The organism is Rhodococcoides fascians A25f (genome assembly GCF_000760935.2).
Classification (GTDB): Bacteria; Actinomycetota; Actinomycetes; order Mycobacteriales; family Mycobacteriaceae; genus Rhodococcoides.
Genome location: NZ_CP049744.1, coordinates 1,339,592 through 1,359,812, shown reverse-complemented (window position 1 = coordinate 1,359,812; position 20,221 = coordinate 1,339,592). Strand labels below are relative to the sequence as shown.

The following is a 20,221-nucleotide window of genomic DNA, read 5'->3' as shown; positions in this document are numbered from 1 at the left end:
GTGAACCTACGCGGCGGCCCTGCGCATCGACGCCAGCGGATCGGAGTACAGGGAGCTGAGAGAGACCACCGTCGCGGCGTATTCCTGCACCCGGTCGCCGAATCCGGTGACGCGAATATCCCGGCGTGCCAGCGTCGAATGCGCGGTGAATGCCTCGCCCACGTGCGGGATTCCGGCCGGGTACGCAGTGAACGCCTGGCCCCCGAGTACGACGCGATCCGGATTGAACATGTCGCGCAGCAGCGCCACCGTCCGACCCAGTATCCGAGCGCGCTCGACCAGCAGTTCGCGCGCCGCCTCCGAACCGCCCTGCGCTGCCTGGTACACCGCGGCGATACTCGGACGTGGCTGCGCCGCAAGAACTTTACGGTCGACGGCAGCAGCGACCACTGCTCGATCACTGACGGAGGCCTCGAGGCAGCCCCGATTACCGCATCCGCACAGCGCCGATGATCCGGTGGGCAGGTGGGCGATGGACCCGGGGCCGCTCGCCGGGGTGTGGACGCGGCCGTCGATCGTCAGAGCCATGCCTGCGGTCTCGCGAGCGTAGAAGTAGAGGGAGGTTCCGCTCGAGCTCTGCGCTGCCGCGGTGTCCGACAGTCGAGGTGCGAGCAACAATTCCGAGGCTGCCATCGCCTCGACGTGCCCGGAGACCGAGATGGGAAGGCCGAGTCCGCCGCCGATGATGCCGGCGACGCGGCCGTTCTCCCACCCCAGTCGCGGGTGGTCGACGGTGCCGTTCGCGGTGTCGACACGGCCGCCGATGGCTACGCCGACCCACAGCGGTGTGCGGCGGTGCCAGCGTCCGGCAAAGGCACCGGCACTGCGGGTGACGGAAGCCAGCGCCGCGTCGGGGGATCCACCTGGCGTGGGGATCTCGACGGCGCCGAGGATGCGCCCGCGCAGGTCGCTGACGGTGATGCCGGTGACGACGGCACCGATGTGGATGCCGATCGTCGAAAACGGTTCGTGGTTGACCTCGAACGGCACCCGGGGCCGTCCGATCGCGCCCGATGCCGTCAGGTCCGCACGCTCGCGCAACAGCCCGACACCGAGCAGAGCCGATACCTGACGATTGACGGTGGCGATGCTCAATCCTGTTGTGCGAGCTGCGCTGTCGCGTGAGATGGGGCCTTCGACGCAGGCCACTCGCAGCACCGACGCCACGGGGCTGTCGACGATCCGCAGATCGGGTGCAACGAGTTGGACGCGGGATGCGGGAGCGGTGACCCGTCCGGGCGAGCGCAGAGCGGGGCGAACGTGGTGGTGGTGCAGCGTGGTTACGGACATCCGTCGTGGATCCTCAGCAGTGGAGACCTTCGTCGCGAATGAACAGCGACGACGGTGCGAAGTGATGCAGGTCAAGGGGCGAGCACGGTGGTCACGAAAGACCACGACACGCGAATCGACTGCCCGTAGCGCATAAAGGCTAGAGACAGGTTCCTTGGCCGAGACAACACAGTTCCCGAGGGAGCGGCAGGCGAGAACCGAGGGACGCGGTCACATAGGTGACCCGCATCGCGGTGGTCTCGCTGGCGGACATGAGTCCAAAATTAGCACTCGAAGCCCGATTGTCCAATCGGGCCCGTCCAGAAGCGCTGTTTCTCCCGAACTAGAATTTCCCCATGACCTCGCCCGAACACATCGCACCCGATACCCGAATCGCCGTCGTCACCGGAGCGAGTTCCGGCATCGGCGCGGCCACCGCACGCCAACTCGCCGCCGATGGATTCCACGTGGTGATCGGAGCCCGCAGACTCGACCGGCTCGAGGAGTTGGCGTCGGACATCGGCGGTACGGCCCTGGAACTCGATGTCACGGACGAGGATTCGGTAGCGGCCTTCGCCGCGGTGATCCCCCGCGTCGACGTCCTGGTCAACAATGCAGGCGGCGCAAAGGGACTGGCTCCGGTGATCGACGCCGACCTCGACGACTGGCGCTGGATGTGGGAGACCAACGTCCTCGGCACGCTACGTGTCACGAAGTCGTTGCTGCCCAAGCTGATCGACTCCGGCGACGGCCTCATCGTCACGATCACCTCGGTTGCTGCGTTCGAGGCGTACGACAACGGCTCGGGGTACACCTCCGCCAAACACGCGCAGGCCGTGCTGCATCGGACGCTACGCGGCGAACTGCTGGGTAAGCCGGTGCGGTTGACCGAGGTTGCGCCCGGTGCCGTGGAGACCGAATTCTCGCTCGTCCGCTTCGACGGTGACGCCGCCAAGGCCGACGCCGTCTACCAGGGCATCACACCACTGGTGGCGAGCGACATCGCGGAGGTGATCGGCTTCGTGGCCTCCCGCCCGTCGCACGTCAACCTCGATCAGATCATCATCAAGCCGCGCGATCAGGCCGGCCCGGGGCGCTTTTCCCGTAAGTAGCCCATGTGCATGGAACTCGTAGTGCGCTACGAGTTTCCATGCACATGCGCGTAGCGCTCTACCCAGCGGGCGCAGGGGCCGTCGTCGTTGCAGGTGCCGAGGTCGCAGGGGTCGTGGTTGCGGTTGCTCCGCCGGCGGGAAGCGCCGACATCGACTCCCAGGTCGGCCAGTCGATGGCCCAGTCGTACAGGTCACCGTCTGCTGCGGACAGGTCGATACGGGTGCCGGTGACCTCCACCGGGTCGCCGTACATCGCCGTACCGAAATACTGCTGTGCGTCCTCGGTGGAGAGGTTGATACACCCGTTGGTGACGTTGGACGCACCCTGCACGCCGGTGGTCAGCGGATTGGCGTGGATGAACTCACCGTTGTTGGAGATGCGCACGGCCCAGCGTTCGCGCACGTTCTCGTAGAACGGCGGGTTGGACATCAGAAAATCCTCGTGCTTCTCGGTGACGACGTGGATGCCGCTGCGAGTGACGTTGCGGTCCTCGTTACCCTCGCCGTAGCTGACGGGGATGTCCATGATCGTCGCGCCGTCGCGGACCACCTGCATGCGGTGGCTGGTGGCGTCGGCGACGACCACCTGGCTGCGTCCGATACTGAAATTCAAGGTGACGTCGTCGGCTCCGTACGCGCCGTCGCCGTAGTTCACGCCGTAGAGCTTCGCGACCACCGACACCGTCGTACCGGGAGCCCAGTAGTTGGTGGGACGCCAGTGGATGCGTGAGCCGTTGTCGTCGGGGAACCAGGCCCATGCGCCGGGAGTGGGCGGGTTGGTGGTCACCGTCAACGCTTTCTCGACGGCCGCCTTGTCCTCGATCGCCGAGTCGAACTGCAGGATGATCGGCGCGGCGATGCCGACTTCCTGGCCGTCGCCGATGTTGGTGCTCACCGAGGTTCGGCTGTCCGGTTCGACGGTGGTGAACGCACCCTCGATGGGCACGGTCTTGTTGTCGCCGCCGACAGCCGAGCCGGACCACGTGTACTCGACGCCGTACCCCAACGGTTCGGTGACGGCGTACGAGGTCTTGTCCGGTGAGAGTGCGCCCTGGACGACCTTGCCCTCGGGGTTCGTCAGCGCAACGTCGGTGAGCGTTCCGTCGGTCACGGAGACCGAGATGGGCGCGACGGGGCTGATGTCGACGGCACCGTCGGCCGGGTTCGCGGTGACCTTCGCAACGGGCGCGGCCTCGGTGGTGGGGGCTGCAGCTCCCGAGCCTCCGTCGCCGGATCCGACGGTGCAACCTGCCACCAACGCCACCAAGGCGACGAGCACGGCGATCAACCACACCGCGCGCGTCCGTTTTGTCTGTTCTACCTGCTCATGCACGTTATCCAACGTACCTGCGTCTGCGAACTGCCCCACTTTTCCGGGTCATTTTGGGGGCAGTCTCACAGCAGAGTCAGAGCTTCTGCGTGCGGAGCTCGTGGCCCTTCGACGTCAGGCAGCGGCCGGTTTCGAGGTTCCAGTCCCAACCGTGCAGGTTGCAGGTGAGCTTCTTGCCCTCGACGATGCCGAACTTCGTCAGGTCCGCTTTCAGGTGCGGGCAGCGGCGTTGGATCTCGTAGCCGCCCATCGTGATCGTGGCGGTGTCGTCGTGTGCCTCGGAGAACCAGCCGTCGGCGTAGGCGATGCGTTCGTCGGTGAGGCATTTGAAGAACGTGTACAGGAATTCGTTGTAACCGCCGACGCGTCGGGCCCGGAAACGGGTGGACAGGAAGATCGAGTTCACCCAATCGGGCTCCTCATCACGCACTGCGGTGCGGACCAGTTCCGGCGGAATGGTGAAGCTGTAGCGGAACTTCTCGTCCGAGATCGGCTCTCGCACAATTCTTTTCGGAAAGTCCAGCACGACGGTTTCGTCGCCCATCGTGATCCCGACGGGGTAGCCGATGCCGTCGCAGATCAGGTCCGTCTGCGCCATGATCGGCTCGAACAGTCCCCGCAACGGCTCGAGCAGCGGCTCGCCCTCGGCCGTAGCCCAGCCGGCTTTCTCGGCCGCGATGACCGATGCCTGACGCTGGGCGTAGGCCTCGATGTACTCGGCCTTGCCGGTGGTGAAGATGGCCTCCGCCTCGGCGGTGGGAATGGGGTGCTCGTGCGAGAGCAGCTCGGAACCGTCGAACGTTGCGGCGGTGCCCGGCATCATCAACAGACCCTTGTCGTGCCCGTGCAGGCGCATCTGCTCGAGAAACACCATCTGGTCCGGGAACACGTTGGCCGGGTCGCCGTAGACGTCGTTGAGGAAGCGCAGATCGTCGTCGAGGAAACACGGCGGGCCGGCCGACGGAATCACCCAGGTGGAGCCGACCTGTTCGATGTACTGGCGCGCTCGATCCATCTGCCGCTGACGCTTCTGGATGCCGAAGTTCTTCTTGGCCCGCGAGACCATGTCGTAGACCATCGGGTACCAGATCGCGCCCGAGTACTGCAGCATGTGCACATCGACGGGGCCGAAGTTCTCGGTCATCACGTCCAGGTCCACCGGCCGTGCGTCGTTCATGTTGAACGCCACGGTCTTTCCGTCGGAGACGACCAAGCCCGAGTCACCGATCGGACCGTCCGCAGGTGCACGCAGCGCGATGATCATGATGTCGAGATCGCCCTTGGGACCGGAGATCGTGTGTTTGACCGAGTCCGTCGTCTCGTAGAACTTGTGGAAGCCGAGTTTCTCGAGCTCGTGCTTGAGGTCGAGCACCGGGTAGTCCGGCAGCAGCACCGTCGCGTCCTTGTTGACGTGCTCGGCCAGGTTGCGTGGATCGAAGTGGTCCTTGTGCAGGTGCGAGACGTACAGGTAATCGCAATCACCCAACTCGTCCCAGTCCAGGCCCGAGTTGTCGGGGAACGGGAACCACGAGGCGTAGAACGACGGGTTCACCCACGGATCGCACAGGATGCTCCCGGCGTCGGTCCGAATATGGAATCCCGCATGTCCCACGCTGGTGACCTGCACTGATTTACCTCCTACGAGCCGGGCTTTTCAAAGCTCCATCGTATGCGCCGTTTCGGGCGGCTCTAACCCAGCGCGCAGTTGACGAGGTCACACTCGGGCGTGAGCGTGACGCCGAACTTCTCCTGCACACCGTCTCGGACGTGCGCGGCGAGCGCCATGATGTCCGACGCGGTCGCCCCGCCTCTGTTGGTGATGGCCAACACGTGTTTCGACGACAATGCCGCGGTGCCGCGTCCGAATTCGGTGCCGTAGCCGCGCGGGAAGCCTGCGTTCTGGATCAGCCAGGCAGCCGGGATCTTGGTTCCCGCGGGGTCGGGGAAGTTGGGCGCGTGCGCAGCGGCCTCGGGCACCTCGGGCAGTACCGGGTTGAGGAAGAACGATCCGACACTCCACGTGTCGTGATCGCTCGCGTCGAGCACCATCCCCCGCTCGCCGCGCAGAGCCAGTACGGCTGCACGTACGTCCGGCACCGGTACGACGTCGCCGATCTGCACATCGAGACGCTCCGACAGTGCCGCGTAGCGCACCGGTAGCGACTCGGTCGTCTTCTTCAGCGCGAACGTCACGTCCAGAATCACGTACCGCGAGGATCGCTTGAACACCGACGACCGGTGCGTACCGAAACCGCACTGCTCCGGCGTCCATACCGACGTCTCCTGCGTCTGCCGGTCGTACACGGTGAGACTGTGCAACAGCTCCGACGTCGACGCCCCGTACGCACCCACGTTCTGGATCGGCGTCGCGCCGGTGGTGCCGGGAATGCCCGAGAGCGCTTCCATCCCGGACAGACCTGCATCGATCGTCGCCTGCACGACGGCATCCCACTCGACGCCCGCATCGACGGTCACGATCTCGCCGTCGATGTCCAGCCGCGAGCCGGTCACCTGAATCACCCGACCGTCGAACCCGTCATCGCCGACGACCAGGTTGGATCCACCGCCGACGACCAACACGTCGGTTCCGGCCCGATCCGCGTCGCGCACCAGCGAAACCAACTCGTCACCGGTCGTCGCGACACAGAATTCACGGGCCGGGCCACCCACTCGAATAGTGGTGAGCTCCGAAATTGCAGTAGACACGGACTCTCACGCTACCGGTCGCGCATGGCGTGAAGAGTCACCCGGTAACCTGCGGGGATGCCTCGCCCTATTGAGCACAGCTCGACTGTGCCCGCCTCCGCCGACAAGGTCCACGCTGCGCTGACATCCGAGCAGTACTGGAAGGACCGCATCGAGCAGATCGGCGGCCCCGGTGCCAGCTTGAAGAGCGTCACCGTCGGCGACGGCACCATCGACGTCGTCATGACCCAGTCCGTCCCCGAAGAGGAGTTGCCGTCCGCGGTGACCGCCTTCAAGAAGGGCGACCTCATCATCGAACGCACCGAGAGCTGGGGACCGTTCGACGGCACCCACGCCGACGGCACATTCGGAGCCACCGTCGAAGGGGCACCGGCTCGTATCACCGGCACCACCACGCTCGACGGCAAAGGCGATACGACGACCGTCGCACTGGCCGGCACCACCGAGGTCAAGGTCCCCATCTTCGGCGGCAAGATCGAATCGATGATCAGCGAGCAGGTGCTCTCGCTCATCGACAACGAGCAGGACTTCACCGGTAACTGGATCGCCGCACAGGCGAACAGCTAGCCTGGCGCACTATGGCTCGCCGAATGAACTACTCCGCCCGGTTCACCCACTCGACGCAGCAGGTCTATGCAGCGCTGTCCAGTCGCGATCACTGGGACGCGCGCATCGAGGAGATGCGTAAGTACTCGGAGAACGAGCTGAAGAGCTTCGAGGTGTCCGACGCCGGAATCGACATCGTGATGCACCACGTCATCCCGCGTACCGAACTGCCCGACATCGCGCAGACGGTGATGAAGAAAGACATGGTCATCACCCGCAACGTGCACTTCGACGCCTACGAGGAAGTCACCGCGGGCCACTACGACGCGTCGATTCCGGCCGGCCCGGGTTCGTTGAAGGGCACCACGTCGCTCTTCCCCACCAACGGCGGTTCGACGCTGCGCACCTCCTCGGAGGCCAAGGTGTTCCTGCCGTTCATCGGCGGCAAGCTCGAGCAGCTCATGCTGGTCAACCTCATCGACCTGTGGCGCGGTGAAGGCGAAGTGACCGCCGACTGGCTCGAGAAGAACGCCTAGCCCACTGAAGGGGCCTGAAGGCGTCATCACCCGCGGCACCACCGGCATCAATCGGTTGCGTCGTAGCGACCGGTGGCTGATGCACAACCCCGATGTTCGACGCGTCCTGCGCGACTCACCGGATCCCCTCGTCGTCGACCTCGGGTACGGGGCGATGCCGAACACGACTCTCGAACTCGCGGGCCGACTGCGCACCGTCAGGCCCGATATTCGCGTGACGGGCCTCGAGATCGACCCCGCCCGCGTCGTTCCCGGGAGTGACGGCGTGGAGTTCGCCCGTGGCGGATTCGAGTTGGCCGGTCTGCGCCCGAACCTGGTGCGTGCGTTCAACGTACTACGGCAATATCCTGAGGACGCGGTTCCTGCTGCCTGGCAACGCATTCAGTCTCGCCTGGCACCCGGCGGCCTGCTGGTGGACGGTACCTGCGACGAGTTGGGTCGACGCTGCGCGTGGGTATTGCTCGACGCCGACGGCCCGCGGTCACTGACTCTGGCCTGGGATCCGTTCGATGTCGAGATGCCGTCGGACATCGCGGAGCGACTCCCGAAGGTGTTGATACACCGCAACATCGAGGGCGAGCTGATCCATGATCTGCTGCAGCGCGCCGATCGGGCGTGGTCGGTCTCGGCACCACTGGCCCCTTTCGGCCCCCGCCTGCGCTGGCGCGCGGCTCTGAGAATACTTGCCGAACAGGGGCTTCCGATCACTCTCCCCCGCCGCCGCATGCGAGACAACGTGCTCACGGTGCCCTGGGCGACGGTTGCACCGAGATGAACGATCTACCCCTCACGGTCAGACCGTGCGTGCCCGAAGACCTTTCGATACTCGAGCGATGGTCGAGTGCAGATCCGGTCGACTGGGTAGATCGCGCTCGTCTCCACGAGGACATGGCGTCGGGCAATTACCGATACGAGTGGATCTGGCTTGCCGAACGCGCGAGTCGTCCGGTCGGGCGCGCTGTGTGGTGGGGCCGTCCGGGCGCAACCAGCCCCGTCACCCTCGACTGCTTGTCGGTCGTGCCTGCCGAGAAGCGACCGGCCGACGTCGGCGCTGCCCTGATCAGCAGCGCTCGTGCGGCCTTCGCGCATACCGCCGATCTCGAATTCAATGTCGATGTGGCGGTGAACAATTGGAGAGCGGCCTCGTTACCGTCGGCATTGGCGTGGCGCGAATCGGCCGCGCACCGGGGTGGTTTCACCCGCACGACCGAACGCGTTTCTTTCGCCCGGACAGCTGACGATCCGGTGCCCGCGGCCTCGACTCGTCTGCACTTCTCGGCGGGCACCGATGCGCAATTCCTCGCAGTGTTCGAGGCCGTCGCAACCGGAAGCCTCGACTCCCATACCCGCGCCATGGTTGCCGAACACGGAGTAGCCGCACTCGCGGAAGACGATCTTGCCTTTTACGGTTCCCTACCGGGGCGGCGCGAGGCCTGGCAGATCGCGAGCCGACCCGATGGCACGACTGTCGGATTCATCGTGCCGACGAGAAATGCCTACGACGCGGCCATCAGCTATCTCGGAGTGCTTCCCGAGCATCGCGGTCAGGGGTATGTCGACGATCTGCTGTCACAGATGGTCCGGATGCACCACGACGACGGGCAATCACGCATCGTCGGAACCACCGATGCGGTCAATGCCCCCATGCGTTCTGCCTTCGATCGCGCAGGTTTTGCCGTCACCCGTACCCGGATCGTGCACGCGGGCCGGTGATCACGTGCAGGCAGACAAGGCCAGTTCGACGCGTTCGGCCACTCGATCGGTGCTGCTGCCGGCCTCGGAGTACAGCGCCTGCGGGTCGACGCGACCGATCGCCACGGCGTCGCACACCACCTCGTCGAGGGTCAGTTGCGAGATTCCGCCGGCGGCGAGATCGAGCACCGTCCGCACCGGCGTGGTGATGTTGAACGTGCCGGCCGATTCGACGTCACGAGGCTCGAGCCGCAGACGGTGAACCGCAAGTCGGGTATCGCTCAGGCGTAGGTCCCCGAACGCGCACAGGTGCACGAACTGCGGGTGCAGGTGACCGAATCCGTGCAACTCCGCGGCGCTCTGGTGCGAGATCACTGCCTCGCCGCCGAACCAGGCGCACCACATCGCGAACACCTCGAGCTCGCTGTGCGGCCATTGGCCCAGTCGGAACAAGTTGCGCTCGACGCGGGTCCACGTGTTCGTCGCCAGGTTGACGCGCACCATTGCCGAATCGAAGCCGAGCTCCCCGGCCTGCTCGGCGGTGAAATAGCCGTCTTGACGAGTGGCGAGCGAGTGCAGTTCCTGCACACTCGGTCCTGTCGTACCCATGTCGCAAGCGTACGGCAAAATGTGTTACAGATCACAAACTTTGGTACCGGAGACATCTCTTCGGCGAGTTTCACAGAGCTTGCTCAGAATCATCGGGAAGACTGCCGGGAATGTCCTCCACAGCCAAGCGCAGCAGCGTGCCGTTGATTGCAGTCTCCGTCGTTGTAGTCCTCCTCGTCGCCGTCATCGGTGGCGAGTTGTTCGTGCGTCAACAGATCAAATCGTGCCTCGCCGGCCAGCTCGAATCCGAGCTCGGCAGCCAGGTCGAGGTCGGTCTCGGCCTCAAGCCGGTTCTGCTCTCCTTGGTGGACAAAAAGGTCTCATCGGTCACCGTCGACAGCGACGACGCGCGATTCGGGCCGGCCGAGGGCATGGTCGTCCACGCCGAGGCACGGGATCTGAACCTCACCCAGTCCGCGGATTCCGGCGGCACCATCGGCAGCTCGAGTGCCGACATTTCGTGGTCCACCGACGGCATCACCCGCACCCTGCAGAGCCAGGGCATCGGCGCGATCGTCTCGGGCGTCACCTCGGATGCATCGGCGGGCACCCTCGAATTCGCCGTCGGTGCGCTCGCAAAGCTGACCGTCAAGCCGCAGGTCGCCGACGGCAGGGTCGATTTTCAGACCGTCGACGCGTCGATCCTGGGTCTCGGTATCCCCACCGACCTGGTCGACTCCGTCGTCGGGGTGCTGACCGACAGCCTGCAGGCGTATCCGTTGGACATGACCCCGACGTCGCTGACCGTCACCGACTCCGGCATCGAGCTCACTCTCGAAGGCGGGCAGTACACGATTCCCGCGACCCAGGAGAACCAGAATCAGCAGACCCCCGAGGGCTGCTCACTCGTCGCGTAATCCATGTGCGCGGAAACTCGTAGCCCACTACGAGTTTCCGTGCACATGCGACGCAGTCGCTCTAGCCCAATCCGTCGAGCACCGCACGGGTACCCGACAGCCCCAATCGTGTTGCGCCCGCGTCGATCATCGCCAGGGCGGCCTCCGTCGTACGGATGCCGCCGCTGGCCTTGACGCCCAGTCGACCGCCGACGGTCTCCGCCATCAATCGCACGGCTTCGACGCTCGCGCCGCCGGCCGGATGGAAACCGGTGGAGGTCTTGACGAAGTTCGCGCCGGCGGTTTCTGCTGCGCGGCACACCTCGACGATCGCTTCGTCGGACAGCGCTGCCGATTCGATGATCACCTTGAGTACGGCATTGCCGATGCCTTCACGGACGGTCACGATGTCGGCCAGAACGGCGTTGTAGTCACCCGCAATGGCGGCTCCGACATCGATCACCATGTCGACCTCGTCGGCACCCTGCTGCACCGCGAGGCGCGCCTCGGATCCCTTGATCAACGAATGATGCTTGCCCGACGGGAATCCGGCGACGACCGCGGTGAGCATTCCCTCGGCGCGAATCGGCAGCATCGACGGCGAGACGCACACGGCGAGCACTCCGAGCTCACGGCCCTCCTCGATGAGCGCGGTCACGTCGGCGGTCGTGGCTTCGGGCTTGAGCAGCGTGTGATCGACCATTCCGGCGAGGGCGGCGCGGGTGAGTGTCATGTGGTCCAGCTTTTCACAGCTCTGCCATTCGCAGCCCTGTCGGTCTACGATTTGCGGTCATGACCGCAGCGTCGCTCGCCGCCACCTTCAATGCCACCAGCAGGGAGTTCGACGCTGTGACGCCGCAGGTCTGGGGACCTGCCGGGCAGTCGCTCGCCTTCGCACTCGAGCTGGCACCCGGCGACGCCGTTCTGGACGTGTGCTCGGGCACCGGGGCATCGGCAATTCCTGCGGCGGCCGCCGTTGGACCCGACGGCATCGTGCATGCCATCGACCTCGCCGACGATCTGTTGGAAGTGGGCCGGGTGAAGGCCACCGATCGGGCACTGCGCAACATCGACTTCGTCGTCGCCGACGCCACCGAGTGGCAATCCCCGTCGACCGTTCCCGCCGCCGGATACGACGCCCTGGCCTGCTCGTACGGCATCTTCTTCCTTCCCGATCCAGAGCAGGATTTTGCGCGACTCGTCTCGTTGGTTCGCCCAGGCGGACGCGTCGGAGTGACGGTGTGGCGCAAGGGCTCGGTCAGGGAGTACTCGGGTGCGTTCTTCGACGTGATCGGCAGACACTGGCCGCCGAGCGCGGGCCCGGCTCCCGACCCGACGGCCGAAGTCGACGATCACCCGATCCGCAGGATGGAGACAGCGGATCTCCTCGGTGCCTGGCTCACCGCCGCCGGCACCTCGGACGTCCGGGTCGTCGCGCTGTCCAATCATGTTCCGGCGACACAGTCGTTCGTCTGGGATTTTGTGCTGGGCAGTGCACTGCGCGGTGCGTTGACTCCGTTCGACGACGCAACCCGCGCGCAGATCCGGGCCGAGTTCTCGGCTCTGTTGACCGAGCGCGGGATCGATTCGATCGATCTCGGGACACTGGTGGCAACCGGGGTCCACACGCCCTGAGAGAATCGTCGGCATGAGTTCTTCCGTATCCGAGGACCGCCGCTACGTTCTGTCTCTCGGTTGCCCCGACAAGACGGGCATCGTCGCCCGCATCTCGACCTTCCTCGCCGACGTCGGTGGTTGGATCGTCGAGGCCGCGTATCACGCCGATCCCGACACCGGTTGGTTCTTCACCCGGCAGGCCGTGCGGGCGTCGTCGGTGGACATGAGCATCGATGATCTACGCACCCGCTTCGCTGCGGTGGCCGCCGAGCTCGGTCCGGAAACCGAATGGGCACTGCATGATTCGGGCGAACCCAAGCGCGTGGTACTGCTCGTCAGCAAAGAAGCGCACTGCCTGCACGATCTGCTCGGACGGGCGGCGGGCGGCGAACTGCCCGCGCAGATCTCCGCGGTGATCGGCAATCACAAGTCGCTCGAGCCGATTGCCGCCGCGCACGGCACACCGTTCCATCACGTGGAGTTCGCGAAGGATCCGGCCGAGCGCGGGCCCGCCTTCGAGAAGGTGCGCTCGCTGGTCGATTCCTACGACCCCCACGCAGTGGTGCTGGCGCGCTTCATGCAGGTTCTGCCGGAATCGCTGTGCGCACATTGGGCGGGCCGGGCCATCAACATCCACCACAGCTTCCTGCCGTCGTTCGTCGGTGCCCGGCCCTACCACCAGGCCTTCGCGCGGGGCGTCAAACTGATCGGTGCGACGTGCCATTACGTCACCGCCGAGCTCGACGCGGGTCCCATCATCGAGCAGGACGTCATCCGCGTCGACCATTCCGACGAGGTCACCGACATGGTGCGTCAGGGCCGCGACATCGAGAAGCTGGTGCTCTCCCGTGGTCTGCGTTGGCACCTGGAGGATCGGGTGTTGGTGCACGGCCGCAAGACCGTGGTGTTCAGCTAAAGATTTCTCAGCCGAACCACTTCGGTGTTGAATTCGTCGATTGCTTCCACCGAGCTCATGTGTCCGATGCCGGGGATCACGATCAATCGGCTCAGATGGTCGTGATCGTCCAGGGCGCGGGCGAGTTTGCGGGCGTGCACCGGCGGGGTCAGTCGGTCGGCAGATCCGACCAGGACGCTGGTGGGGACGGACATGTTCGCCAGTGCCTCGCGGATGTCGAGGTCGCTGATGGCCGCGCCCCAGATGCCGCGAGTGCGCGGGGCGCATTCGAGCACGATCTTCTCGCAGAAGGCCACCTCGGCTGCGGTGGCTCCGGGAGCCATCGAGATGTATTTGATGGCTTGGCGCGTGACCGGCGACGGCCGCAAGGGTAGCGCCGAGCTCAGCACGGCTCGACCGACCGGTGCCGGAACGCGTGGGAAGCGCTGCGGCAACGGGATGACGGTGGTCTCTCGGACGAGAGAGTCGGTCGCGGTGCTGGCGAGGAGCACAGCGCTGACGAGTCGATCGACCTGGTCGGGGTAGTTACCGGCCCACGCCATGATCGACATACCGCCCATGCTGTGCCCCACCAGGACGGCCTTGTTGTCTTCGACGACAGTCGCGGCGAGCACCGCAGCGAGGTCGTCGGCCAGCACGTCCGGGCTCAGAGGCCGCGTTCCGACGTCGCTGCGGCCGTGGCCGCGCTGGTCGTACGCGATGACGCGGTATCGGCCGGCGAGGGCGTTGATCTGCGGAAACCAGTAGTCGGCCGAGCAGGTCCACCCGTGGCTGAAGACGATCGGTTCTGCATCGGGATCACCGTAGCTACGGACGTGCAGGTGAGCGCCGTCGTCGGTGACCACCTCGGTGATGTGCGGCTCGATCGTGGGGGGCTGCAGAAGCTCGTCCGGCCGAACGTCCGTCGTCTTGGTGAACGAATGCAGGCGACGCCGGCGGACGACGAATGCACCGACCGATGCCGCCGCGGCCGCGCCGCCGATTCCGAACAGCACACGTTCGACTACCTTGCGTGAAACCACAGAAAATCCCCTCTACCTCGACCCCCTGGCGGGTTCGGTAGACGGTACGCCCACAATCCCGTGGGCGTCGATGCTGCCTGCCTACCAGCGGGGTCCGCGCTGAATGCTGTCGATCTTGGGTCGGACGTCGACAAGGTAAACGCACACCGCGACGACGCCGATGATGCCCAGGAATCCGATCACTCCGGAGACCAGGATAAGGAGCAGACCCACGAACAGGATGGCCAGCCAGGCGGTCTTGGTGAGCTTGTCCACGGCAGGAAAGGCGTCGGCGCGCTGACGCAGCGCGTGGAAGATCGCGAATCCTGCGCCTACCACTCCGAGGATCTGCAGAAAGGTAAGGATGTAGTAGCTGAAGCTGCCGGCGATGCTCACGCGGTCAGTGTACGAGAAACGACCCCCGCACCGCGCGGCGCAGGGGTCGTTTTCTTTACGAATGCTTTAGCGAGTGGTCTTCTTCGCCGGAGCCTTCTTGGCCGGAGCCGGGGTGGCCTTCTTCGCAGCCGGTGCCGGTGCCGTCTTCTTGGCCGGTGCCGGGGTCTTCTTGATGGGCGAGCTCGCGCTGCTGCGGGTCTTGGCCTCGACCTTGCCCGCCACGCCGCTCACCTTGTCGGAAGCCTCGACGGCCTTGTCCTTGGCCTCGTCGCCTGCTTCGTCGATGTTCTCGGCGAGCTCGTCGGCTGCGTCGGAGATTTCTTCGGCACCCTCACGAACCTTGTCCGACGCGATGCCGGCCAGAGCTGCGGCGCGCTCGCCCACTGCGCGAGTCTGCGAAGCAACGGTTCCGAGAGCCTGCTCGGTGAGGTCGACGACGTCGTTGGCTGCCGAGTTGGCGCGCTCGAGGCCCTCTTCGACGGCAGGCGTACGGCGGATGCGCTCGACGGCCTCTTCGCCGCGCTCGGCGAGGGAGGTGTACAGATCGGAGGCAACCTTGAGGTACGCCTCGGCAACCTTGCGCAGCTCTTCCGGGGTGAAGCGCTCACGCAGTTCGGCGATCTCGTCGGGGAGTTCCGCAGGCAGGGCAGCGAGGCGCTCGCGCAGGTTCTCCACGCCCTCGGTGACCTCTTCGGAGATGTCGGCGAGCCGAGCGTTGACCTCGCTGGTGCGGCTCTCGGCGCGCGAGCGCACCTGAGCGACGACGTCGGCTACGGCCTGGACGACAGCGTCGCCGGCACCGACGGCTGCGAAGATGGGGGTCTTGACGTTCTCGAAGTTCTTGGAATCAGACATCGGGTGTCTCCTGTTCGTCGGGTTCGGGCTCTTGCGTCGACTCGTTCTCACGACAGAACGAGTCGTAGATCTCGATCAGCACTTGCTTCTGCCGTTCGGTGATGTGCTCATCGCCGAGCAGAGCTTCGCGCACCGGACCGTGGGGACGCGCTTCCAAGATCCCGGCCCGGACGTACAGCACCTCCGAGGAGACGCGCAGACCCTTGGCTATCTGCGCTAGTACTTCTGCGGACGGGTTGCGCAGTCCGCGTTCGATCTGGCTCAGGTAGGGGTTGCTCACTCCGGCCCGACTGGCGAGTTGCCGCATGGATACCTGAGCGGCTTCCCGCTGCGACCGGATGTAGCTCCCGATGTCCTGCGCTGCAGTCGTTACGACTGAAGCGACAAGATCCCCCGCCTCGGCGACAACCTGCGTCGCCTCGGTCGCCTTGGCGACCAGATCCCCCTCGTTCTCGGCCATCTCGGCCTCCTGTTTTCGGTGTCCTACTGGACGGTACCGAAGGGTGCTAACTATTGCAAGCACTCTGCTAGCACTAGTGCCCGAAGATCAGATCCGAGATCGTGTAGATGGCCAGTCCGGCGATGGATCCGACGACGGTTCCGTTGATTCGAATGAACTGAAGATCACGTCCGACCTGCAGTTCGATCTTCTTGCTCGCTTCCTCTGCATCCCACCGAGCAACGGTGTCGCCGATGATCGTGGTGATCTCGTCCGCATAGTTCGCAGCGATGTACCGCGCTCCGCCGAGCAGCCAACCGTCGGCCTTCCCGCGCAATTCGTCATCATCACGGAGACGAATTCCGAAGTTGACGGTGTTCTCCTTGATCTTGGTGCGCAACGTACTCGTGGGATCGTCGACCGACTCGGTGATCAGACGCTTGGCGACCTTCCAGGTGGCCGCAGCCAGACCGGTGATCTCCTCGCGGCCCATGATCTGCGCCTTGAGCTTCTCGGCCTTCTCGATGGTGGTCGGGTCGTGCTGCAGATCGTTGGCGTAGTCGATCAGGAACTTGTTGGCGGCAAGACGCACGTCGTGCTCGGGGTTGGACCTGATCTTCCAGGTGAACTCGACGAGCTCCTTGTAGACCTTCTCGCCGAGCAAGGTGTCGACGAACTTCGGCGACCAGTTCGGGGAGTCCCGGGCCACGACGCGATCGATCATTTCCTGGCTGCCCAGAGCCCACTGATGAGCCCGCTCGGCCAGCATGTCGATCAGCGGCAATTGGCGGTTCTCGCGGAGCAACTCGTCGAGAATGCGGCCGATGGGCGGCCCCCACTGCGGATCGGCGAGTCGGCGCACGATGGTGCTGTCGATCACCGCGGTGATGTCCTCGTCGTTGAGCACGTCGACCACACCGTGCAGCACCGTCGCCGCCTCCGCCGCAACACGTTCGGCATTGTCGGGCTGGGCGAGCCAGGTACCCAACCGCAACGGAACCTGCGCCGACGCAACCTTCTCCGACACCACCTCGGGCGCAAGGAAATTACTGCCGACGAACGAGCTCAGGCTTGCACCCAGCTGGTCCTTCTTCTTCTTGATCAACGCCGTGTGGGGAATCGGGATGCCCAGCGGATGCTTGAACAGTGCGGTCACCGCGAACCAGTCCGCGAGCGCGCCCACCATTCCCGCCTCGGACGCCGCGCGTACGTACCCCACCCACGCGCCCGCACCCGTCGACTCCTGCCACCGACAGAACAGGTAGACGATGGATGCGAAGACGAGAAAGCCCGTCGCGACCGTTTTCATCTTGCGGAGGTCGCGACGCTTGGTGTCGTCATCGAAGTTCATGAGCTGCACAACCGACATTGTGCCCAGAAATGTGTCGGATCAACCGGACACGGCCTGCAATGGTGTCGGAGAAGGCGCATAGGGTGGAGTTGTGGCGAGAAATACGACGGAGGCAAAGCTGGGCGAGTCCGAGCCGAACGAGGAGAAGCCCAAGGCCGAGAAGCCGGACGGCCGCAAACGTCGGTGGCGCGAACACAAGATCGCTCGACGCGAGGAACTCGTCGACGGCACGTTGGCCGCGATCCGGTTGCGCGGCCGCGAGATCGGAATGGACGAGATCGCGTCGGAGATCGGTATCTCGAAGACGGTGCTCTACCGGTACTTCACCGACAAGAACGATCTGACCAGCGCCACCATGTCGCGGTACGTCGAGACGACGCTCGCCCCGCGGATCTACGCCGCCATCTCGCACGAACTCGACGAGTACGAGCTCACCCGTGTGGTGGTGACCGCCTACGTCGAGACCGTCGCCACCGATCCCGAGGTGTACCTCTACGTCATGGCGAACAACGCGGGCAACAACCGCGACGTCGTCGCCGAGTCCGAGCGGATGATCGCCGAACTGCTCTCCACCGTCCTCGGTGAGCGACTCCGTCAGCGCGAGATGGATTCCGGCGGATCGGTGCCGTGGGCCTTCGCCATCGTCGGCGCGGTCCAGTTGGCAACACACTGGTGGATTTCCAACAAATCCATGTCGGCGGACGATCTGATCGATTACCTCTGCATGATGATGTGGGGCGGAATCCACGGGGTCGCGATGGCCGACGGCTCCCCCGCCAAATTCAAATCACAACCGCACCCGCTGGTCGACGAGCCGAACGAGTCCTGACGCTCGTCAGTTTGAGAATCGGCTCGGTCGGACATTCGAACAGATATGACTACCGATACCTTGACCGGACGCCGCATCGCCATTCTCGCTACCGACGGCGTCGAGCAAGTCGAGCTGGTGCAGCCGCGTGAAGCCGTCGAAAATGCCGGAGCCACAGTCACATTGGTTTCACTGGACCACGGCGACATCCAAGCGATGGAGAGCGACGTCCATGCCGCCGACACCTTCACGGTCGATCGCGTCGTCGCCGACGTCTCGGCCAATGACTTCGATGCGCTGATCCTGCCCGGCGGAACCACCAACCCCGATCAACTCCGCGTCGACGCCGAGGCGGTTGCCTTCGTGCGTGATCTCGTCGCCGCAGGCAAGCCGGTGGGCGTGATCTGCCACGGAGCCTGGACGCTCGTCGAAGCCGACGTGCTGAAGGGACGAACGTTGACGTCCTACCCGAGCATCCGCACCGACATCCGCAACGCAGGCGGGACGGTCGTCGACGAGGAAGTAGTCGTGGACGGCAACCTGGTCTCGAGCCGGAACCCGGACGACCTACCGGCCTTCTGCGCGAAGATTGTGGAGCATTTCGCCGCTTGATAGGTTAGCGTGCCCTATGCGCATTTCTCGTTCGTTGGCTCTGCCTGCGGCAGCCCTCGCCTTCGCTCTCGCCCTGACCGCATGCAGCTCCGACGCCGGTGACGGCGACAGCGCCGATCCCTCCGAGGCCGGCGGAATCGTCGTCACCGACATGTTCGGCGACGTCGAAGTGCCGGCAAACCCCCAGCGCGTGGTGGCGCTCGGTTGGTCCGATGCCGAAACAGCTCTGGCTCTGGGTGTACAACCTGTCGGAGCCAGCGACTGGCTCGGCGTCGGCGGAAACGGCTTGGGCCCGTGGGTCGACGAGTCCTACGACACCGACCCCACGATCGTCGGCACCTTCGACGTCGACATGGAATCGGTCGCGGCTCTGGCACCGGACCTGATCCTCTGGACGCGCAGCACCAACGACAAGGCCGTGTACGACCAGCTGTCCGACATCGCACCCACCGTCGCGGCACCACCGGGAACCGACGTCGCCTACGGCACCACCTGGGACGGGCAGACCGACATCGTCGCCCAAGCGCTCGGCAAGGTCGACGAGGGCAAGAAACTCGTCGACGACACCAAGGCGCTCTTCGACGACACCGTGTCCGCCAACCCGGAGTTCGCGAACAAGACCGTCGCCGTGGGCACGCTCTACAGCGGACAGATCGGTGCCTACGTGCGCGGCGACACCCGCGTCGACTTCCTCGAGTCCCTCGGCCTGACGAACACCCCGGCCGTCCAGGATCTCGCCAAGCCGGGAGCGTTCAGCATCGAACTGTCCGAGGAGAACGTCGCCGCCCTCGACGCCGACCTCACCGTCATGTTCCCCATCGGCACCGGACCCGAGGTGATCACCGACAACCCGTCCATCCAGGGCCTGCCGTCCGCACGCGACGGACGCCTCGTCGTACTCGGCGACCAGAACCTGTCCAACGCATTCTCGGCCGCCTCGGTCGCGGGCACCCGATACGCACTGGAAAACGCCGTACCACTGTTCGCAGCACCACTGAAGGGCTAGATCACAAGCCCCCGGGGATCGTCACACCCTCCCCGGGGGGGTGCTTGTCACACCCTCCCTGGCGGGCTTGTCACACTCTTCCCGGGGGCTTGTCACACTCTCCCTGGCGGGAAGCCACCCGCGGCGATCGGGCCCCAGGTGTCGATCACGATGCGTATCAACGACTTTCCCTGCTTCACCATCGCCGCGCGGTACTCGTCCCAATCCGAGTGCTCGCCGGCGATGCTGCGGAAGTACTCCACCAGTGGCTCGACGGCGTCGGGTAGATCGATGATCTCGGCCGTACCGTCGACCTGCACGTAGTCGCCGTTCCAATCGTCGCTGTGCACCAACACCGTGACGGCCGAATTGCGGCGAATGTTCAGCACTTTCGCACGCTCGGGATACGTGGCGATCACTATGCGGCCCTCGGAGTCCACTCCCGCGGACACCGGTGAGACCTGCAGACCGTCGTCGCGTTTGCGGGTGATCAACGTGTGGTGATGACGCGGAGAGACGAACTCGAGTAGCTGCTCACGCGTTGCGGATTCAGCTTTTGCAATCGTAGGGGCCATGCATTCCATCGTAGAGAAGTAGTCTCATCG

23 protein-coding genes are annotated in these 20,221 nt (G+C 65.0%); 11 read left to right on the top strand and 12 right to left on the bottom strand.

The window, feature by feature from the left end:
• Window positions 1–6: 6 nt before the first annotated feature.
• Window positions 7–1,290, bottom strand: coding sequence for an ROK family protein (locus BH93_RS06520; RefSeq protein ID WP_197914559.1), 1,284 nt, complete (start codon window positions 1,288–1,290; stop codon window positions 7–9).
• A gap of 335 nt (window positions 1,291–1,625) precedes the next feature.
• Between BH93_RS06520 and BH93_RS06515 the strand changes: the two genes are divergently transcribed.
• Entirely contained in the window at window positions 1,626–2,381 is a 756-nt protein-coding gene (locus BH93_RS06515; RefSeq protein ID WP_032380354.1) for an SDR family NAD(P)-dependent oxidoreductase, read from the top strand.
• Between the two features lie 58 nt (window positions 2,382–2,439).
• Here the strand turns inward: BH93_RS06515 and BH93_RS06510 are convergent, their stop codons facing one another.
• From BH93_RS06510 to BH93_RS06500, 3 genes are all read right to left on the bottom strand, one after another.
• On the bottom strand, window positions 2,440–3,714 hold the full coding sequence (locus BH93_RS06510) for a L,D-transpeptidase (protein WP_052064907.1): 1,275 nt from the start codon (window positions 3,712–3,714) through the stop codon (window positions 2,440–2,442).
• A 73-nt stretch (window positions 3,715–3,787) separates the two neighbouring features.
• On the bottom strand, window positions 3,788–5,338 hold the full coding sequence (locus BH93_RS06505; protein ID WP_037171883.1) for an MBL fold metallo-hydrolase: 1,551 nt from the start codon (window positions 5,336–5,338) through the stop codon (window positions 3,788–3,790).
• Between the two features lie 62 nt (window positions 5,339–5,400).
• Window positions 5,401–6,417 carry a UDP-N-acetylmuramate dehydrogenase gene (locus BH93_RS06500; protein ID WP_037171884.1) on the bottom strand — a complete coding sequence of 339 codons (1,017 nt, stop codon included), beginning with the start codon at window positions 6,415–6,417 and terminating at the stop codon, window positions 5,401–5,403.
• A 57-nt stretch (window positions 6,418–6,474) separates the two neighbouring features.
• On the opposite strand from BH93_RS06500, the gene BH93_RS06495 reads away from it, so the two are divergent.
• The 4 genes from BH93_RS06495 (at window position 6,475) to BH93_RS06480 (ending at window position 9,212) form a co-directional block, all read left to right on the top strand.
• Window positions 6,475–6,984, top strand: a complete 510-nt coding sequence (locus BH93_RS06495; RefSeq protein ID WP_037171885.1) for a DUF2505 domain-containing protein — start codon at window positions 6,475–6,477, stop codon at window positions 6,982–6,984.
• 11 nt (window positions 6,985–6,995) lie between these two features.
• Window positions 6,996–7,499 carry a DUF2505 domain-containing protein gene (locus tag BH93_RS06490; protein WP_032380350.1) on the top strand — a complete coding sequence of 168 codons (504 nt, stop codon included), beginning with the start codon at window positions 6,996–6,998 and terminating at the stop codon, window positions 7,497–7,499.
• Window positions 7,500–7,578: 79 nt separating this feature from the next.
• On the top strand, window positions 7,579–8,274 hold the full coding sequence (locus BH93_RS06485) for a class I SAM-dependent methyltransferase (protein WP_037171887.1): 696 nt from the start codon (window positions 7,579–7,581) through the stop codon (window positions 8,272–8,274).
• Window positions 8,275–8,303: 29 nt separating this feature from the next.
• Entirely contained in the window at window positions 8,304–9,212 is a 909-nt protein-coding gene (locus tag BH93_RS06480; protein WP_037172212.1) for a GNAT family N-acetyltransferase, read from the top strand.
• On the opposite strand, the gene BH93_RS06475 is transcribed toward BH93_RS06480, so the two are convergent.
• On the bottom strand, window positions 9,213–9,800 hold the full coding sequence (locus BH93_RS06475) for a type IV toxin-antitoxin system AbiEi family antitoxin domain-containing protein (protein WP_032380348.1): 588 nt from the start codon (window positions 9,798–9,800) through the stop codon (window positions 9,213–9,215).
• A gap of 110 nt (window positions 9,801–9,910) precedes the next feature.
• Between BH93_RS06475 and BH93_RS06470 the strand changes: the two genes are divergently transcribed.
• Complete coding sequence (locus tag BH93_RS06470) at window positions 9,911–10,657, top strand: LmeA family phospholipid-binding protein (protein ID WP_037171890.1); 747 nt, start codon at window positions 9,911–9,913, stop codon at window positions 10,655–10,657.
• A 61-nt stretch (window positions 10,658–10,718) separates the two neighbouring features.
• Here the strand turns inward: BH93_RS06470 and deoC are convergent, their stop codons facing one another.
• Complete coding sequence (gene deoC / locus BH93_RS06465) at window positions 10,719–11,369, bottom strand: deoxyribose-phosphate aldolase (protein ID WP_037171891.1); 651 nt, start codon at window positions 11,367–11,369, stop codon at window positions 10,719–10,721.
• 59 nt (window positions 11,370–11,428) lie between these two features.
• Here deoC and BH93_RS06460 point away from each other — a divergent pair, with 59 nt between their 5' ends.
• Window positions 11,429–12,271: a class I SAM-dependent methyltransferase gene (locus BH93_RS06460; protein ID WP_037171894.1), complete on the top strand. Its 843-nt coding sequence runs from the start codon at window positions 11,429–11,431 to the stop codon at window positions 12,269–12,271.
• Between the two features lie 13 nt (window positions 12,272–12,284).
• A complete protein-coding gene (purU, locus tag BH93_RS06455) occupies window positions 12,285–13,169 on the top strand; it encodes a formyltetrahydrofolate deformylase (protein ID WP_032380344.1) in 885 nt (294 codons plus the stop codon).
• On the opposite strand, the gene BH93_RS06450 is transcribed toward purU, so the two are convergent.
• From BH93_RS06450 to BH93_RS06430, 5 genes are all read right to left on the bottom strand, one after another.
• Entirely contained in the window at window positions 13,166–14,191 is a 1,026-nt protein-coding gene (locus tag BH93_RS06450) for an alpha/beta fold hydrolase (protein WP_037171895.1), read from the bottom strand. The genes purU and BH93_RS06450 overlap by 4 nt on opposite strands.
• An 81-nt stretch (window positions 14,192–14,272) precedes the next feature.
• Entirely contained in the window at window positions 14,273–14,560 is a 288-nt protein-coding gene (locus tag BH93_RS06445) for a DUF2516 family protein (RefSeq protein ID WP_371828244.1), read from the bottom strand.
• 72 nt (window positions 14,561–14,632) lie between these two features.
• A complete protein-coding gene (locus BH93_RS06440; protein ID WP_037171897.1) occupies window positions 14,633–15,421 on the bottom strand; it encodes a heparin-binding hemagglutinin in 789 nt (262 codons plus the stop codon).
• On the bottom strand, window positions 15,414–15,881 hold the full coding sequence (locus BH93_RS06435; RefSeq protein ID WP_052058177.1) for a helix-turn-helix domain-containing protein: 468 nt from the start codon (window positions 15,879–15,881) through the stop codon (window positions 15,414–15,416). Before BH93_RS06435 ends, BH93_RS06440 begins: the two co-directional genes overlap by 8 nt.
• A 73-nt stretch (window positions 15,882–15,954) precedes the next feature.
• Window positions 15,955–17,229, bottom strand: a complete 1,275-nt coding sequence (locus tag BH93_RS06430; RefSeq protein WP_032380340.1) for a DUF445 domain-containing protein — start codon at window positions 17,227–17,229, stop codon at window positions 15,955–15,957.
• A gap of 73 nt (window positions 17,230–17,302) precedes the next feature.
• Between BH93_RS06430 and BH93_RS06425 the strand changes: the two genes are divergently transcribed.
• The 3 genes from BH93_RS06425 to BH93_RS06415 are packed head-to-tail and all read left to right on the top strand — an operon-like array spanning window position 17,303 to window position 19,637.
• Entirely contained in the window at window positions 17,303–18,040 is a 738-nt protein-coding gene (locus BH93_RS06425; RefSeq protein WP_052064864.1) for a TetR/AcrR family transcriptional regulator, read from the top strand.
• A 45-nt stretch (window positions 18,041–18,085) separates the two neighbouring features.
• A complete protein-coding gene (locus BH93_RS06420) occupies window positions 18,086–18,631 on the top strand; it encodes a type 1 glutamine amidotransferase domain-containing protein (protein ID WP_037171898.1) in 546 nt (181 codons plus the stop codon).
• A gap of 16 nt (window positions 18,632–18,647) precedes the next feature.
• Complete coding sequence (locus tag BH93_RS06415; protein ID WP_037171901.1) at window positions 18,648–19,637, top strand: iron-siderophore ABC transporter substrate-binding protein; 990 nt, start codon at window positions 18,648–18,650, stop codon at window positions 19,635–19,637.
• Between the two features lie 92 nt (window positions 19,638–19,729).
• On the opposite strand, the gene BH93_RS06410 is transcribed toward BH93_RS06415, so the two are convergent.
• Entirely contained in the window at window positions 19,730–20,191 is a 462-nt protein-coding gene (locus BH93_RS06410; protein WP_032380785.1) for a PPOX class F420-dependent oxidoreductase, read from the bottom strand.
• Window positions 20,192–20,221 lie beyond the last annotated feature (30 nt).